We start from the raw sequence: 15,116 nt of genomic DNA, 5'->3' as shown, positions 1-15,116 counted from the left end.
AGACGGGCACTGTGTTTGCCCGCTGTTCTTCTGCTGTCCTGCTCGGCGGCCCTGCTCGGCAGCCCTACTTGGCGCTGTCGAGCTGACCCTTGACGGAGTCGAGCAGTTCCTGCCAGGACTTCTCGAACTTCTCCACGCCCTCGACCTCGAGCGACTTGTAGACGTCGTCCACGTCGATCCCCACGGCGCTGAGCCGGTCGTAGACCTCCTGGGCCTCGGCGGCCGTGCCGGTGACCGCGTCACCGGTGATCTTGCCGTGTTCGGCCACCGCGTGCAGGGTCTTCTCCGGCATCGTGTTGACCGTGTCGGCCACGACCAGCTCGTCGACGTACATCGTGGGCGAGTAGTCCGGGTTCTTCACCCCGGTCGAGGCCCACAGCGGGCGCTGCTTGCGCGCGCCCTGCGCGGCCAGCGCCTCCCAGCGCTCACCGGAGAACGCCTCCTCGAACGCGGCGTAGGCGAGCCGGGCGTTGGCCACGGCCGCCTTGCCGCGCAGCGCCTTGGCCTCGTCGGTGCCGATCGCGTCGAGCCGCTTGTCGACCTCGGAGTCCACCCGGGACACGAAGAACGACGCCACCGAGTGGATCGTGGCCAGGTCGTGGCCGTTGGCCTTGGCCTGCTCCAAGCCCGTGAGGTAGGCGTCCATGACCGCGCGGTAGCGCTCCACGGAGAAGATCAGCGTGACGTTGACGCTGATGCCCTCGGCCAGGGTCGCGGTGATCGAGGACAGGCCCTCGACCGTCGCCGGGATCTTGATCAGCAGGTTCGGCCGGTCGACGGTCTTCCACAGCTCCTGCGCCTCGGCGGAGGTGGCCTCGGAGTCCGCCGAGATGGTCGGGCTGACCTCGATGGACACCCGCCCGTCCACGCCGTCGGTGGCGGCGTGGACGTCGCGGAACAGGTCGCAGGCGTTGCGCACGTCGGTGGTGGTCAGCTCGCGCACCGCCTGGTCCAGCGTCGCGCCGCGGGCCGCCAGCTCGCGCACCTGCTCGTCGTAGGCCTCGCCGTCGGCCAGCGCGGCCGCGAAGATCGTCGGGTTGGTGGTCACCCCGACGACGTGCTTGTCGCGGATCAGCTCGGCCAGGTTGCCCGACTTGATCCGCTCGCGGGACAGGTCGTCCAGCCAGATCGAGACACCGGCGTCGGACAGCTTCTTCAGGTTGTCGGTCACTGGGTTCCTCCAGTCGCTTCGAGCGAGCGGCGCGCCGCGTCCACGACGGCCTCTGTGGTCAGTCCGAACTCGCGGTAGAGGGTCTGGTAGTCCGCGGAGGCGCCGAAGTGGTCGATGGAGACGACCTCGCCCGCGTCGCCGACGAACCGGTGCCACGGCTGGGCGATGCCCGCCTCCACCGCGACCCTGGCCTTGACCGAACCCGGCAGCACCGAGTCCCGGTAGTCGAGGTTCTGCGCGTCGAACCACTCGACGGCGGGCATCGACACCACGCGGGTCGGGATGCCGTCGGCCTCCAGCACCGCGCGGGCCTCCACTGCGATCTGCAACTCGGAGCCGGTGCCGATCAGCACCACCTTCGGGTTGCCGTCACTGGCGTCGGCCAGCACGTACCCGCCCTTGGCGACGCCCTCGGCGGCCTTCTCCTTCGTGCCCTCGAGCACCGGCAGGTTCTGCCGGGTCAGCGCCAAGCCGACCGGCTGCTGGTGCTGCTCTAGCGTCGCCTTCCACGCCGCGGCGGTCTCGTTCGCGTCACCGGGGCGCAGCACCACCAGGTTCGGGATGGCGCGCAGCGCGGCCAGGTGCTCGATCGGCTGGTGCGTCGGGCCGTCCTCGCCCAGGCCGATGGAGTCGTGCGTCCACACGTAGGTGACCGGCAGGCCCATCAGCGCGGCGAGCCGCACCGCCGGGCGCATGTAGTCGGAGAACACCAGGAACGTGCCGCCGTAGGGCCGGGTCGGGCCGTGCAGCACGATGCCGTTGAGGATCGAGCCCATGGCGTGCTCGCGGATGCCGAAGTGCAGCGTCCGGCCGTAGGGGTTGGCGTTCCAGTGCGCGGTCGCCGACGACGTCGGGCCGAACGAGTCCGCGCCCTTGATCGTGGTGTTGTTGCTCTCGGCCAGGTCGGCCGAGCCGCCCCACAGCTCCGGCAGCAGGCCGCCGATCGCGTTGAGCACCTCGCCGGAGGCCTTGCGGGTCGCCACGCCCTTGGCGTCGGGCTCCCAGGTGGGCAGCGCCTCGGCGAAGCCCTCGGGCAGCTCGTAGGCGCTCGCCCGGTCCAGCAGGGCCTTGCGCTCCGGGTTGGCCGCGGCCCACGCGTCGAACGCGGTCTCCCACTCGGTGCGGGCGGCCTTGCCCCGGTCGCCGACGGAACGGGTGTGGGCCAGGACGGCCGGGTCGACCTCGAAGGTCTTCTCCGGGTCGAAGCCGAGGATCTTCTTGACCGCGGCCACCTCGTCGTCGCCGAGGGCCGAGCCGTGCGCCTTGCCGGTGTTCATCAGGTTCGGCGCCGGGAAGCCGATCACCGTGCGCAGCAGGATGAACGACGGCCGGGTGGTCTCGGCCTTCGCCGCCTCGGCCGCGGCCAGGATGCCGGAGACGTTCTCGCCGCCCTCGACCACCTGCACGTGCCAGCCGTAGGCCTCGTAGCGCGCGGCCACGTCCTCCGACAGGGCGATCGCGGTGTCGTCCTCGATGGAGATCTTGTTGTCGTCGTAGAACACGACGAGGTTGCCCAGCTCCTGGCGGCCCGCGATGGACGAGGCCTCGGAGGTGACGCCCTCCTCGATGTCACCGTCGGAGGCGATGACGTAGACGAAGTGGTCGAACACGCTCTCGCCCGGCGCGGCCTCCGGGTCGAACAGGCCGCGCTCGCGGCGCGCGGCCATCGCCATGCCGACCGCGGAGGCCAGGCCCTGGCCCAGCGGCCCGGTGGTGATCTCCACGCCGTCGGTGTGCTTGTACTCCGGGTGCCCCGGGGTCTTCGAGCCCCACGTCCGCAGCGCCTTGATGTCCTCGATCTCCAGGCCGTAGCCGGAGGTGAAGAGCTGCAGGTACTGGGTGAGGCTGGAGTGCCCGCAGGACAGCACGAACCGGTCGCGGCCGATCCAGTGCGGCGCGGCCGGGTCGTGGCGCATGACCCGCTGGTAGAGGGTGTAGGCGAGCGGTGCGAGGCTCATCGCCGTGCCGGGGTGGCCGTTGCCGACCTTCTGCACGGCGTCGGCGGCGAGGACGCGGATGGTGTCGACGGCCCGCTTGTCGAGATCCGACCAGTCGTCCGGCACCGACGCGCGGGTGAGTTCGGACAGGTCGTTGGGCACTTCACTGCTGACGGACACGGACTTCGGCTCCCACTTCCACAGTCTCGGCGGGTCGTGGCGCCCAGTCTTCCGCATCGGGTTCTAGATCGATCCCGCAGGCGGGTGACAAGGTTCGACCCGCAGTTCATCCCTGGTCCACGGGTAAGCGTAGTCCGCCCGCGGATCGGATGTGATCTCCGACCGAAAGCGGGCCACGCCGGACCACCCGGCAGGGGTACCCGATAACCGCGCGGTTAACATTTGCCCGGTGCCGCGGTCGTCGCCGCGGTGCGGACGCACTCGCCGTGACCGGCGTTACACCTGGTCGTGGCGGGTACCCACCACCTGAGGAGCGCGATGTCGTCGGTGACCCCCGTGCCCGTCGACCCGCGCGCCGAACAGGCACCGCGCACCACCCTCTCGGTGGTGAAGGCGTACGTCGCGCTGACCAAGCCGCGCATCATCGAACTGCTCCTGGTCACCACCGTCCCGGCGATGATGCTCGCCGCCCGCGGCATCCCCTCGCCGTGGCTGGTGCTGACCACCCTCATCGGCGGCTCGATGGCCGCAGGCAGCGCCAACGCCCTCAACTGCGTCGTCGACGCCGACATCGACGCGGTCATGAAGCGGACCAAGTCCCGCCCCCTGGCCCAGCACGCGGTCCCGACCCGCTCCGCGCTCATCTTCGGCGTGGTCCTGGGCGTGCTCTCCTTCGCCTGGCTGTGGACGACGACGAACCTGCTCGCCGCGGCCATGGCCGTCGGCGCCATCCTGTTCTACGTCCTCGTCTACACGATGATCCTCAAGCGCCGCACCGCCCAGAACATCGTCTGGGGCGGCGCCGCGGGCTGCATGCCGGTCGTCATCGGCTGGTCGGCGGTCACCGGCGACGTCGCCTGGCCCGCCCTGGTCATGTTCGGCGTCATCTTCTTCTGGACCCCCCCGCACTTCTGGGCCCTGGCGATGAAGTTCCGCGACGACTACGCCGCCGCGGGCGTCCCCATGCTCCCGGTCGTGGCCACCCCGCAGCAGGTGGCCAAGCAGATCGTCATCTACTCCTGGGTGATGGTCGCCTGGACCCTGCTCCTGCTCCCCGCCACCGGCTGGGTCTACGCGGCGTTCGCGCTGCTGGCGGGCGCGTGGTTCCTGGTGTTCGCGCACCGGTTGAACAGCGCGGTCCGCAAGGGCGAGCCGAACAACCCGATGAAGCTGTTCCACCTGAGCAACTCGTACCTGACCCTGGTCTTCGTGGCCCTCGCGGTCGACTCCGCCCTGTCCCTGCCGGTCCTGGGCCTGCCCTTCTGAGCGGGACCGCCGCCACCCACGGCTGAACGGCCGTGATGAACCGGGTGCGGCGATGGACACGGCTGATCCACCCCGCGTCCAGGCGCATGGCATCCGGGGGCCGAGCACTTGGTGGCCTGGGTGGACGGCGATCGTCTCGATGGTGGTCAGGGTTGCGCGGACCCGTCCACCTCGTCGCCGTCCACCGCGACCTGGGGACACGTCCACCGGCGGCTCCGGGTGGGCACGTCGCGGACGGTCAGGACGCCACTGCCGTCAGGAGGCGTTCCACTGTGGGGTCGTCGAGGGATTCCTTGATGCAGTGCCACAGTTCCAGGTTGGCCGTGGCCCAGCGGGAGTACGCCGTCGCGGCTTCGGGGGAGTAGAAGTAGAAGCCCTCCTCGTGCGGGACGTGCTGTTCGCCGACGATCTTGTTCGCCAGTTCGCGCAGGCCGATGCCGTTCTCGGCGAGGTACTTGTGCGCGAGCACCACCGGGGTCACCGGCAGGGCCTTGAACAGCGTGTCCGCGTCCGACAGGGCCTGGGCCTCCAGCGAGATGTCGCGGTGGCGGTTGGCCATCTCCGCCTCGTCGACCAGTGCGTCGATCCAGTCGACGAGGTCGGGGGTGACGCCCGCGGAGTCCAGGATGTCGCGGCGCAGGCCGCTGCCCGCCGCGGCGGGGGAGTTGCGGCGGACCAGGTAGTTCACGTCGTGGACCAGTGCCGCGGTCTCCACCACCGGGGTGTCCGAGCCGTTGAGGTCGGCGAACTCGACCGCCTTGTCCCGGACGAAGCTGACGTGGTGCCAGCCGTGGAACGGCAGGTTGCGGGCGTAGAGCGTGCACAGGTCCCTGACCTGCTTCTCCACCAGTTCGATCGTCGAGCGTGTGATGGACATCGGTAGTACCCCTCCCATAGGCCGTGGGTGGGGTGATGGTAAGCCGCCGCTCAGAGCAGGCTGGTCAGTTCGGCCAAGCGCGACTCGACTGGGGTGTGCCGGTGGCCGATGCCGGTGGCGGGGTCGTAGGACAGGCTCCAGGCGCGGACCGGGCGCGACTTGACCAGGAACGTCATCGTCGTGTCCAGGGCGGTCGGGATGCGGTGGAACTGCTCGGCGGTCAGCACCCCCGACTCGCCCGGCAGGCAGTCGGCGCGGCTGGTCAGCTCCGCTCCGGTGATCAGGCCGGTGTGCTCGTCGACCGTCGCGCGGAAGCGCTCGTGGCGGTAGCCGCCGGAGAGGATGACCGTGCAGAAGTGGTAGCGGTGGTTGTGCACCGAGTCGGCGTAGCCCGCCCGCCAGTCCTGCTGCGGCTTGTACTCGTGCAGCCAGAACGAGAACGGCTCGGCCGTGCGGTCGCGCAGGCACCAGGCGAAGTGGGTGGTGGTCTCCCGGGAGCGGGCGATCAGCGCCGCCGCGTTGGCCGGGGCCATCCCCAGCAGGTGGCTGCGCAGCACCGAGCGCAGCCCGGGGCCGTCGGCCCAGGACAGCACCTGTTCGTGCGCGGCCGCCCACCGCTGGTGGCCCAGGTCCGCGGCGCGCATCCGCGCGGCGAGGTCGGACAGGTCCGGCACGGGGTCAGCCTCCCAACTCGGCTTTGGCGGCGAAGTCGCGGCGGAACGCGTGGAAGCGCTCGGCCAGCTCCCGGAACCGCTCCTCGGTGGGCTGTTCCCCGGTGACCGCGGCGAAGTGCGCCAGGAACTCGTCCCGGGTGGTCTCCGGTGTGATCACGAACCGCGCGCCGTCGGTGGCGTGCAGCCGGGCGAACTCGGCGCGCTGCATGCCGTAGAGGAACGACCCCTCGGAGAACCGCAGCGACCGCGGGTAGAGCGACTGCGAGCCGGACACCGAGCTGTAGAGCGTCACCCACACGCTGTCGTCGAACATCTCCAGCCGGTCCAGCGGCGGGTCGGCCACCGCGGTGACCTCGATGGACGTGCACCGGCCGCGGGCGAGGAACAGCCCGACCAGCCCGATGCGGATCTCCTCGTGCAGCGCCTCCTGCACCCGCTCGTACTCGGTCTCGTAGTCGGCGTCGGCCCCCTTGTGCCGCAGCTTGTGCCGGGCCCGGCCGGTGACCGAGCCGCGGGCGCGCGGGTCGGCGACCACCGCGCGCACCTCCCACTCGGCGTGCGCCAGCAGCAGCCGCACCGCGGCGTAGCGGCCGGAGAACCCGCGGAAGAGGAACTGCCGGGTGCCACCGAGGTCGCGCATCATCAGGGCGTTGAACGCCGGGTCCGGGTCGGTGGTCGCCTCGAACACGTGCGTGGGGAAGAACTCCGCGTTCAGCGAGCGGTACTCGTCCGACAGCTCGCGCAGGGCCTTGCGGCTCTCCTCGACCAGCGGGGTGACCATCGCCCGCTGCGCGGCGGAGGCGGTGATCAGCGTCTGGCCGAACCCGATCACCGCCGAGACGAACGTCCCGGTCCCCAGTGCGGTGAGCAGGTTCTTCGGTGTCCCGGCGTCGATCGAGCCGGCTGCCCACGTGGACAGGCCGGACACGACGAGCAGGACCGACAGCAGCAACCCGGTTCGGGTCCAGAACATGTCCTGGATCGCGTGGGTGCGGAGCCGTCCGGCGTCCGCGGGCACGGCAAGCCACCTCCTGGTGCCCCGGGGAGAGGGCAGGGTGTTGGGCGGGGGGAAGTCACGGAAAAGGTGCGGAAGGTCACCCTACGCGCAATTTGCTGACGGGAAAATGCGTAATTCGGGTGAGAGTTCACCGCCGGTCACCCGGTTGACGCGTACCGGCCGGTATCTACACTGCTCGACCATGCGGAACCTCGGCAAGATCGTGCTCGCGGCGGCCCTGGCCACCGGTCTGACCGCCTGCGGCTCGTCGGACCAGGCGTCCCCCGGTTCGACCGGTGGGGTCACGATCGGCAAGACGACGACCACCACCACGGCGAGCAACCTGCCCGCCTGCACAGTCGACCAGATCCCGATCGGCGGCCAGGCGGGGGCGAAGCCGACGATCACCGTCCCGGACACCTGCTCGCCGCCGAAGGAACTGCTGAGCAAGGACCTCGTCGTCGGCACCGGCAAGGACGTCACCGCCGGGGTGACCATGCAGACCCACTACGTGCTGGTCACCTGGTCGGACAAGGTCGAACTGGACAACTCCTGGGACCGCGGCGAGACGTACCCGCTGCAGAACGTGGGCAAGGCCGGCGTCATCGACGGCTGGAACGAGGGCGTCATCGGCATGAAGGAGGGCGGCCGCAGGCTGCTGGTCATCCCGCCGGACAAGGGCTACGGCCAGGGCGGCAACGGCGTCAAGCCCAACGAGACCCTGGTCTTCGTGGTCGACGCGGTGGCTGTCTCCTGATCCCGGAGGGGGCGGGCGCGACCGACGCCGCGATCGACGACGTGGCCGACGACGTGGCCGACGACGTGGCCGATGACGCGGTCGCGTCCTGGCCGACCGGTCGGCTGCTGTCGGTGGCCGCCCGGCTGGTCGAGGGCTCCTGGGAGCGGGCGCTGGCCGAGCGCGGGCTGACCCACGCGGGACTGATCGCGCTGCACCTGCTGGTCGGCGGCCCGCAGTCGCAGCGGGCGCTGGCCCGCGGCGCGCGGGTCACCGACCAGACCATGAGCCGCACGGTCGACCGGCTGCTCCGGGCCGGGTTCGTCGACCGGGTGGTCGACGGCGCGGACCGGCGGCGGATGCTGGTGACGCTCACCGAGTCGGGCCGCGCCGTGCACGCCGAGGCGGTGCGGGCTGAACGTGAGGACCCCGCGGTGCTGGGTGCGCTGGTGGACTACGAGGCGTTTCGTCAGCAGTTGGTGGCGTTGGTCCAGGCGCTGGGGCCGGGTGGGCCGCAGTAGCACCCGGGTTCTGTTTCAGGGCCGGTCTTTTTGGCGGGGGTGCCGGGGTTTTGGTGGTGGTGTCCGGGTGGGTGGATGCGCTCAGCTTTGGAGCCCGGTCTTTTGTTGTGGGTGCCCGGCTGGGTGGATGTGTTTGGCCGGGGCCCCTATGGCGATCATGTGCTCCAGTGCGTCAGGTGGGGCTGAAAAGATGCCCCACCGCCCAGGCAGGCTGTCACATGATCGCCACCCCCGGCCAAACACATCCACCCACCCGGGCAGTTGCTTGGTCGGGCCGTCGGTTTGTGGGGTGGCCAGCCTGCGTGCAGGACCTCCACCCACCCGGGCAGTTGGCTTGCCGGGCCGTCGGTTTCGGGTGGGTGGCTGGCCAAGCGCATTCGCCCGCCCAGGCATTTGCTCGCCGGGCCGGCGGTTGGTGGGGTGGTCGGCCGCTGCGCTGATGCCGGTTCGGGCGGCCGGTGGTCGGGGTTGGCCGCGTGGCGCGTGTTCGCGGTCTGGGTCAGGGCAGCAGGAGGAGTTTGCCGGTGGTGCGCCTGCCCTCCAGGTCCGCGTGTGCCCGGGCCGCGTCGGCCAGGGGGTAGCGGTGGCCGATCCGGATGTCGAGGGTGTCCGCTGTGATCGCGGTGAACAGGTCGCCGGTGCGCCACCGCAGTTCTTCCGGTGTGGCGATGTGGTGGGCCAGCGTGGGGCGGGTGAGGAAGACCGAACCCGCGTGGTTGAGCCGCTGCGGGTCGACCGGGGGGACCGGGCCGCTGGAGGCGCCGAACAGGGCCAGTGTTCCGCGTGGGCGCAGGACTGACAGGCTTCCGTCGAACGTGGTCTTGCCCACCCCGTCGTAGACCGCCGCGACACCCTCGCCGCCGGTCAGGTCCCGGGTGCGGGTGGTGAAGTCCTCCTCGGTGTAGCGGATGACCTCGTCGGCGCCCGCGGTGCGGGCCAGGTTCGCCTTCTCCTCGGTGGACACCGTGGCGATCACCCGGCCGCCGCGGGCCTTGGCCAGTTGCACCAGCAGCAGGCCGACCCCGCCCGCCGCCGCGTGCACGAGCACCGTGTCGCCTGGTCGGACCGGGTGGGTGGAGGTGACCAGGTAGTGGGCGGTGAGGCCCTGGAGCATCGCCGCGGCAGCGGTCTCGTCGTCGACGCCCTCGGGCACCGGGACCACCGCGGTGGCGGGGACCACGGCCTGTTCGGCGTACCCGCCCAGTGGACCCGCCCAGGCGACCCGGTCCCCGACGGCCACGCCGGTGACCCCGTCGCCCACGGCCGTCACCGTGCCCGCGCCCTCCTGGCCGAGGACGAACGGGCAGGGGATCGGGTACAGGCCGGAGCGCTGGTAGGTGTCGATGAAGTTCACCCCGGCCGCCGCGACGGCCACCAGCACCTCGCCCGGGCCGGGGGAGCGCTCGTCCACCTCGGTGTGGCGCAGGACCTCCGGGCCACCGTTCTCGGTCACCAGCACGGCCTTCGGCACGGTTTTGCTCCTCTCGGGACGGGTGTTCATCACGCCGGGCGAACTCCGCCCGCCCCGCCCAGGATGCTCCAGTGGCCCCGCTCACGGTCGACAGGTGGCCCGGTCGCGCAGGGCCTACGCTCTGTCGGGTGGCTGACGAGAAGACCGCTGACGACAAGACCGCCGACCGCGCGCCCTCGGTGCCGCCGAAGGCCGTGAAGGCCGCCGCGGCCTTCGTGGCCAGGCACGGCAAGCCCGCCCGCGCCGTGGTCGAGAACATCGGCCGCAAGGGCGCCCGCGTGGTCCTGGTCGGCCACGACGGCGCCATGGGCGACGTGCTCGTCCCCAGCCCCGCGCTGGGCGAGCGGCTCATCGAGAAGGTCAGGGACCTCGAAGCCGCCGAGTGGGACCGCGAGACCGTCGAGGCGGCGAAGATCGGGCACGCGCACCGCGTCAAGATGGGCGGCCGCGCCCGCGGCTGAGTCGAACGCCCGGCTCGGGCGGCCCTGCGGAGGGCGCGCCCGAGCCGTTCGATCCGCGTGGCGCGGCCACCCGTGACTTCGCCGAGTTCCCGCTGCTCAGCCGCGGGTGACCAGGACCCGGTCTGACCCCGGGCGCACCAGCGGGCGCTCGCGCGTCCCGTCCCACAGGCTGGCCGTGGCCGCGATGACCGCCGTGGCGCCGAGGACGTGCAGCGACACCAGCAACTCCGGGACACCGGTCCAGTACTGCACGAAGCCCAGCGCCCCCTGGGCCAGCACCACCGCGATCAGCACCGTGAACCGCCGCCACAGCACCGGGGGAGTGCCCGCGTCGGTTTTGATCATCACGCCGACGGCGATCAGGATGCCCAGGTACAGGAACAGGAACGCGGCGTGCACGTGGGCCAGCGTGTCCACCGGCAGTGCCAGCCGGGGGGTGTCGGGGTCGCCCGCGTGCGGGCCCGCGCCGGTCACCATCGTGCCGACGGCCAGCAGGCCCACCAGGACCACGACCATCACCGGGAACAGCCCGCGCAGCGCCGCTGGGCCGCGGTGCACCGCGGGGCCGTCGCCCTGTTCGATCGCGTGCAGGAGCAGCGTGGCCAGCCACACCATCACCGCCGAGGCGAGGAAGTGCACCGCGACGGTCCACCAGAGCAGGTCGAAGCGGACCGTCAGGCCGCCGATGATCGCCTGCACGACCACGCCCGCGGGCATGATGAAGCCGAGGCGCACGTAGCGGCGGCGGCGCGGGCGGTCGAGGTAGGCCAGGGCGAACGCGGCGAAGGCGATGATGCCCACCACCCCGGTCAGCAGCCGGTTGCCGAACTCGATCCACTGGTTCAGCGCGGCCAGCTCGGGGTGCTCGACCGGGACCATGCTGCCGGGCTGGCACTGCGGCCAGGTGCTGCACCCGAGGCCGGAGCCGGTGACCCGCACGACCGACCCGGTCACGGCGATCAGCGCCTGGGTGATCAGCACCCCGACCGCCACCGTGCGCTGCGTGCGCACACTCGCCCCGGGGAGCCGATCGATGCGGTTCTTCAGTGTCTCCAGCGCCACGGGCCGATGGTAAGCGCGGGTGGCTGAGAACCCGCCGATGGGCCGCTTTAGCGTGCCGTGGCTCTCATCGCCGGGTGAACCGTGAAAGTGTGTGCATCTTCGCGGAAGTGCTCCACGCAACGATCATGGCGGACTACACTGCGTCGTCGGAGGGCGAACTCCCCCATCGCCTTCCCGTGGGCTGCCGCCGGACGGGTCACTCCCCCCACGACCCGTCCGGCGGTAGCGTTCCCCCAGGCGGGGTGAACATATACTCCGCCTGCGCAGGGTTTCAACAGTAGTGCAACGACCGGTGCTTGTTTTCGACAGGTGTCGAACACCATTCGCCGTGAGGTGGGGGAGATGGACCACGGGGATCTGGGGCTGTCCGCGAAGCTGAACCGCTTGGTGGCCACGGTCCACCCGGCCGGGCGGGGCCCGTTCACCAACGAGGAGATCGCCGCCTCGATCCGCACCGAGCAGTCGGTCGACATCTCGCACAGCGCGATCTCGGCCTGGCGCCGCGGCACCAGGGACAACCCGAGCTTCCGGCACCTGTCGGCGCTGGCCCGGTTCTTCGGCGTGCCGCTGGGCTACTTCTCCGACGACGCCGAGTCCGCCCGCGTCGACGAGCAGCTCGACCTGGTCGCCGCCTGGCGCGACGCGCAGGTGCGGGCGATCGCGATGCGCGCCGGGGAGCTGTCGGAGGCCGGGCGGGCGGCGATCCTGGAGATGGCCAACCGGGTGTGCGAGATCGAGCGCGCGCACGCGCGCCCGGAGCGCAGGCCCGAGAGCGGGAAGCCCGAGCTGAGGTGAGGGCACCGCGACGGCGCGGCGGCAGCGCGGCGGTGACACCGTGAGGGGCTTGGCCGAGCACCGCAGGCTGCGCAGGCGGGTGCGGGAACTGCTGGCCGAGGTCGGCGTGCCGCGGCCGTGGGACCTGGGGGAGTTCTGCGCCAGGGTCGCCGCGCACCGCGGCAGGCCGATCCACGTGCTGCCGATGGTCATGCCCCCGGGCGCCCCGGACGGCGCCTGGCTCAGCGGCCCCACGGTCGACCTCATCGTGCACGACGCCGACAGCCCACCGCTGCGCGCCGAGCACATCGTCTGCCACGAGCTGGGCCACATCCTGCTCGGCCACGGCGGCACCGGCCTGGGCCCGGAACTCACCCCGGACGTGTCCCCGGACCTGCTGCGCCGCATGGGCGTGCTGCACCGCGCGGGCTACGACGACGTCATGGAGCAGCAGGCCGAGGTGGCCGCGTCGCTGATCTGGCGCCTGGCCGACCGCAGGCTCGTCCCCGACCGGCGGGCCCTCGACCCCACCGAGGCCGCCGTGGTCGACCGGTTCGCCGAGGTCATGGAACGCCGCGCCGACGGGGGCGGCGGTGTCGGCTGAGGCACTGCACCTGGCGGTGATCGCGGTCGTCGGCCTCGCCGTCGCCTACAAGGCCGCCGACCTGCTGCGCGCCCCGCGACCGGGCCACTGGGCGCTGTGGTCGGCCCTGCTGGCCCTGCTGCTCGCCCTGGCGGTGGGCCTGCGCACCGTGGGCGGCGTGCTCGACGCGGTCCTGCCCGGCGCGGGCTGGATCGTGCAGCACGAACTGGTGGTCGGCGGCACCTTCGCGTTGCAGGCGTTCTTCGTGCACTCCACCCACCCGCCCCACCGCGTGCCCGCCGCCCTCCGGTCCCGGGCCGCGCTGACCGGCACCGGGATGGTCGTGCTGTTCGCGGCCTGGCTGGTCGCGGCCCTGGTCGAATCCCCGGACTGGAGCCGGGTCGACTGGGGGCGGCAACCGTGGACGTCGGCGGCGAACCTGCTGTTCGTCCTGGGTGTGGCCGGGTGCCTGCTGGTCAACGCCCGGCTCACCGCCCACTGGGCCCGCATCGCCGACCGCCGCTGGCTGCGCCGGGGCCTCTGGCTGCTCACCACCGGCGGCTGGTGCTGCGTCGCCTGGGCGGGCCACCGCGCCTGCTTCATCCTCGGCGGCCGCTTCGGCACCCCACCGCCGTGGAAGCAGACCTTCCCCGAACTGACCATGCTCGCCATCGGCCTGAGCACGGCGATCGTCGGCATCACCCTCCCCGCCTGGGGGCCCCGGGTCGACGCCGCCCGCACCTGGCTCGCCCACTACCGCTCCTACCGCCGCCTCACCCCGCTCTGGCACGCCCTGCGCACCGCCACCCCCACCATCGAACTGCGCTCACCCACCCCGTGGTGGCACATGGAATACCGCCTCTACCGCCGGGTCATCGAGATCTGGGACGGCCGAGCCGCCCTGCGCCCCTACCGCGACCCGACCCCGGGTGAACTGTGCGCCACAGCCGAAGCCGAATCTCTCCGAGCCGCCCTGCGCGCCAAGCTCGACGGCGCCGACCCCCACCCCACCCCGGCCCCGGAAACCCACCGGGGCACAACAGACCTCGCCGCCGAGGTCGGCTGGCTGGAGTCGGTCGCCGCGGCGGGCGACTGGCGCTCCCCGATCTTGTCATAGTCAGTTGATCGGTATATACAACCGGTATGGCTGATGAGGCGGTGCGGGAACCGACGTTCCTGATCATGACGGCGCTCGCCGACCGGGAGCAGCACGGCTACGGAATCCTGCTCGACGTCGAGGCGATCTCCGGGGGCCGGGTGAAGCTGCGGGCGGGAACGCTCTACGCGGCGTTGGACCGGCTGGCGTCGAACGGCTGGGTGGCCGTCGACCGGGAGGAGGTCGTCGACGGGCGGTTGCGCCGCTACTACCGGCTGACCGACGAGGGGGCGACCCGGTTGCGGGCCGAGGTGGACCGGGTCCGGGCGCACACCCGCGCGGCGGCGAGCAGGCTGCGGCTGCGGCAGGCGGGGGGAACGGCGTGAGCGACCTCGAACGCCGCTACCGGCGCCTGCTCGCCCTCTACCCCCGCGACCACCGCGAACGCCGGGGCGAGGAGATGCTCGCCGTCCTCCTGGAGAGCGCCGACCCCGGGTGGCGCGAATCCGCCGACCTGGTCCGGGGCGCCCTCCGCCTGCACCTGCGCCGCGTGTTCGCCCTCGACGGCGGTGTGGACCCCCGCGACGTCCTGGCCGTCGTCAGCCTCCTCGCGCCGGTCGCCGTGCTCGCCGGGGCGACGACCGCCGTGCACGAGGTGGCCTGGTGGGTGCGCAACGACGCCCTCGGAGACCTGTCCTGGACCCAGCAGGTCCCCGACGCCCCGGTCTGGGCGATCTGGCTGCTCACCGCCGTGCTCAGCGCTTTCGGGCTCCGCCGGGCCGCCGCCGCGGGCGCCTGGCTGGGCGCGATCGGCTTCCTGGTCCTGTCCGTCAACCCGCACTGGATTCCGGCCCCCCACGCGGGCTCCACCCTCCTCGGCCTGCTGACCGCGATCTCCCTGACCTGGTCGCCCGGGCCCCGGAGCGGTCGGGAACGCGTGGGTGGGGCCGCGGTCCCGATCGTGGCCGCCGCCGTCGTCGCGCACGTCGCGGTGGGCACCCTCGCCCACGGATCGCCGTCGGTGGAGTTCGTCGAACTGGCCGTCCTCGCGGTGGGCGCGCTCTTCGCCTGTGGAGCGGGATCGCGTGTCGGCCGCCGGGCCGCGCTGGTGCTGGTGGTGCCCGTCGCGACCGCCCTGCTGACCGCCGTTGTGCAGGACGTGTCGGGCCGCCTGCCCGACATCGCCCAGTACGCGCTCCTCTACGGGCTGCCGCTGGTGGTGCTGGTGCTGCTCGGTGCGATGCCCCGCAGCGTCAAGCGGCGGACGGGGCGGTGACCACCGGAGTGCAGCCGCCGCCGTCGAGGTCGGC

Annotated in this window: 16 protein-coding genes; 9 read left to right on the top strand and 7 right to left on the bottom strand. The window is 72.0% G+C overall.

What is annotated here, in order from left to right:
- Window positions 1-64: 64 nt before the first annotated feature.
- The gene (gene tal / locus DFQ13_RS24480) at window positions 65-1,171 is read right to left on the bottom strand and encodes a transaldolase (protein WP_110081502.1); all 1,107 of its coding nucleotides are present in this window, start codon (window positions 1,169-1,171) and stop codon (window positions 65-67) included.
- Window positions 1,168-3,288, bottom strand: a complete 2,121-nt coding sequence (tkt, locus tag DFQ13_RS24475; protein ID WP_052021811.1) for a transketolase — start codon at window positions 3,286-3,288, stop codon at window positions 1,168-1,170. Before tkt ends, tal begins: the two co-directional genes overlap by 4 nt.
- A 318-nt stretch (window positions 3,289-3,606) precedes the next feature.
- Between tkt and DFQ13_RS24470 the strand changes: the two genes are divergently transcribed.
- Window positions 3,607-4,554, top strand: coding sequence for a heme o synthase (locus DFQ13_RS24470; RefSeq protein ID WP_110081501.1), 948 nt, complete (start codon window positions 3,607-3,609; stop codon window positions 4,552-4,554).
- A 238-nt stretch (window positions 4,555-4,792) separates the two neighbouring features.
- Here the strand turns inward: DFQ13_RS24470 and DFQ13_RS24465 are convergent, their stop codons facing one another.
- From DFQ13_RS24465 to DFQ13_RS24455, 3 genes are read right to left on the bottom strand one after another with little or no spacing between them, the layout of a single operon-like run.
- Window positions 4,793-5,431, bottom strand: coding sequence for an HD domain-containing protein (locus tag DFQ13_RS24465; RefSeq protein ID WP_110081500.1), 639 nt, complete (start codon window positions 5,429-5,431; stop codon window positions 4,793-4,795).
- Between the two features lie 50 nt (window positions 5,432-5,481).
- The gene (locus DFQ13_RS24460; RefSeq protein WP_052021816.1) at window positions 5,482-6,075 is read right to left on the bottom strand and encodes a hypothetical protein; all 594 of its coding nucleotides are present in this window, start codon (window positions 6,073-6,075) and stop codon (window positions 5,482-5,484) included.
- Between the two features lie 34 nt (window positions 6,076-6,109).
- Window positions 6,110-7,078: a hypothetical protein gene (locus tag DFQ13_RS24455; RefSeq protein ID WP_181400141.1), complete on the bottom strand. Its 969-nt coding sequence runs from the start codon at window positions 7,076-7,078 to the stop codon at window positions 6,110-6,112.
- A 226-nt stretch (window positions 7,079-7,304) separates the two neighbouring features.
- Between DFQ13_RS24455 and DFQ13_RS24450 the strand changes: the two genes are divergently transcribed.
- Window positions 7,305-7,859, top strand: coding sequence for an FKBP-type peptidyl-prolyl cis-trans isomerase (locus DFQ13_RS24450; protein WP_110081499.1), 555 nt, complete (start codon window positions 7,305-7,307; stop codon window positions 7,857-7,859).
- Window positions 7,860-7,900: 41 nt separating this feature from the next.
- A complete protein-coding gene (locus DFQ13_RS24445; protein ID WP_233438559.1) occupies window positions 7,901-8,359 on the top strand; it encodes a MarR family winged helix-turn-helix transcriptional regulator in 459 nt (152 codons plus the stop codon).
- 499 nt (window positions 8,360-8,858) lie between these two features.
- Here DFQ13_RS24445 and DFQ13_RS24440 read toward each other — a convergent pair whose 3' ends face one another.
- A complete protein-coding gene (locus DFQ13_RS24440) occupies window positions 8,859-9,860 on the bottom strand; it encodes a quinone oxidoreductase family protein (protein ID WP_110081498.1) in 1,002 nt (333 codons plus the stop codon).
- Between the two features lie 149 nt (window positions 9,861-10,009).
- On the opposite strand from DFQ13_RS24440, the gene DFQ13_RS24435 reads away from it, so the two are divergent.
- Window positions 10,010-10,291 (top strand): hypothetical protein, encoded by a 282-nt coding sequence (locus tag DFQ13_RS24435; RefSeq protein WP_052020281.1) that lies wholly within the window; start codon window positions 10,010-10,012, stop codon window positions 10,289-10,291.
- 96 nt (window positions 10,292-10,387) lie between these two features.
- Here DFQ13_RS24435 and DFQ13_RS24430 read toward each other — a convergent pair whose 3' ends face one another.
- The gene (locus tag DFQ13_RS24430) at window positions 10,388-11,353 is read right to left on the bottom strand and encodes a COX15/CtaA family protein (RefSeq protein WP_110081497.1); all 966 of its coding nucleotides are present in this window, start codon (window positions 11,351-11,353) and stop codon (window positions 10,388-10,390) included.
- A gap of 342 nt (window positions 11,354-11,695) precedes the next feature.
- On the opposite strand from DFQ13_RS24430, the gene DFQ13_RS24425 reads away from it, so the two are divergent.
- From DFQ13_RS24425 to DFQ13_RS24405, 5 genes are read left to right on the top strand one after another with little or no spacing between them, the layout of a single operon-like run.
- Entirely contained in the window at window positions 11,696-12,148 is a 453-nt protein-coding gene (locus tag DFQ13_RS24425) for a helix-turn-helix domain-containing protein (protein ID WP_035277516.1), read from the top strand.
- Window positions 12,149-12,188: 40 nt separating this feature from the next.
- Window positions 12,189-12,731, top strand: coding sequence for an ImmA/IrrE family metallo-endopeptidase (locus DFQ13_RS24420; RefSeq protein WP_052020276.1), 543 nt, complete (start codon window positions 12,189-12,191; stop codon window positions 12,729-12,731).
- A complete protein-coding gene (locus DFQ13_RS24415) occupies window positions 12,721-13,827 on the top strand; it encodes an MAB_1171c family putative transporter (RefSeq protein WP_110081496.1) in 1,107 nt (368 codons plus the stop codon). The genes DFQ13_RS24420 and DFQ13_RS24415 overlap by 11 nt, the downstream gene beginning before the upstream one ends.
- A 26-nt stretch (window positions 13,828-13,853) precedes the next feature.
- A complete protein-coding gene (locus DFQ13_RS24410) occupies window positions 13,854-14,192 on the top strand; it encodes a PadR family transcriptional regulator (protein WP_035277517.1) in 339 nt (112 codons plus the stop codon).
- Window positions 14,189-15,082, top strand: a complete 894-nt coding sequence (locus tag DFQ13_RS24405) for a hypothetical protein (RefSeq protein WP_110081495.1) — start codon at window positions 14,189-14,191, stop codon at window positions 15,080-15,082. Before DFQ13_RS24410 ends, DFQ13_RS24405 begins: the two co-directional genes overlap by 4 nt.
- The last annotated feature ends 34 nt before the right edge of the window (window positions 15,083-15,116 follow it).

It is taken from the genome of Actinokineospora spheciospongiae (assembly GCF_003182415.1).
GTDB classification, from domain to species: Bacteria; Actinomycetota; Actinomycetes; order Mycobacteriales; family Pseudonocardiaceae; genus Actinokineospora; species Actinokineospora spheciospongiae.
This window is presented reverse-complemented; position numbering and strand designations above follow the sequence as displayed.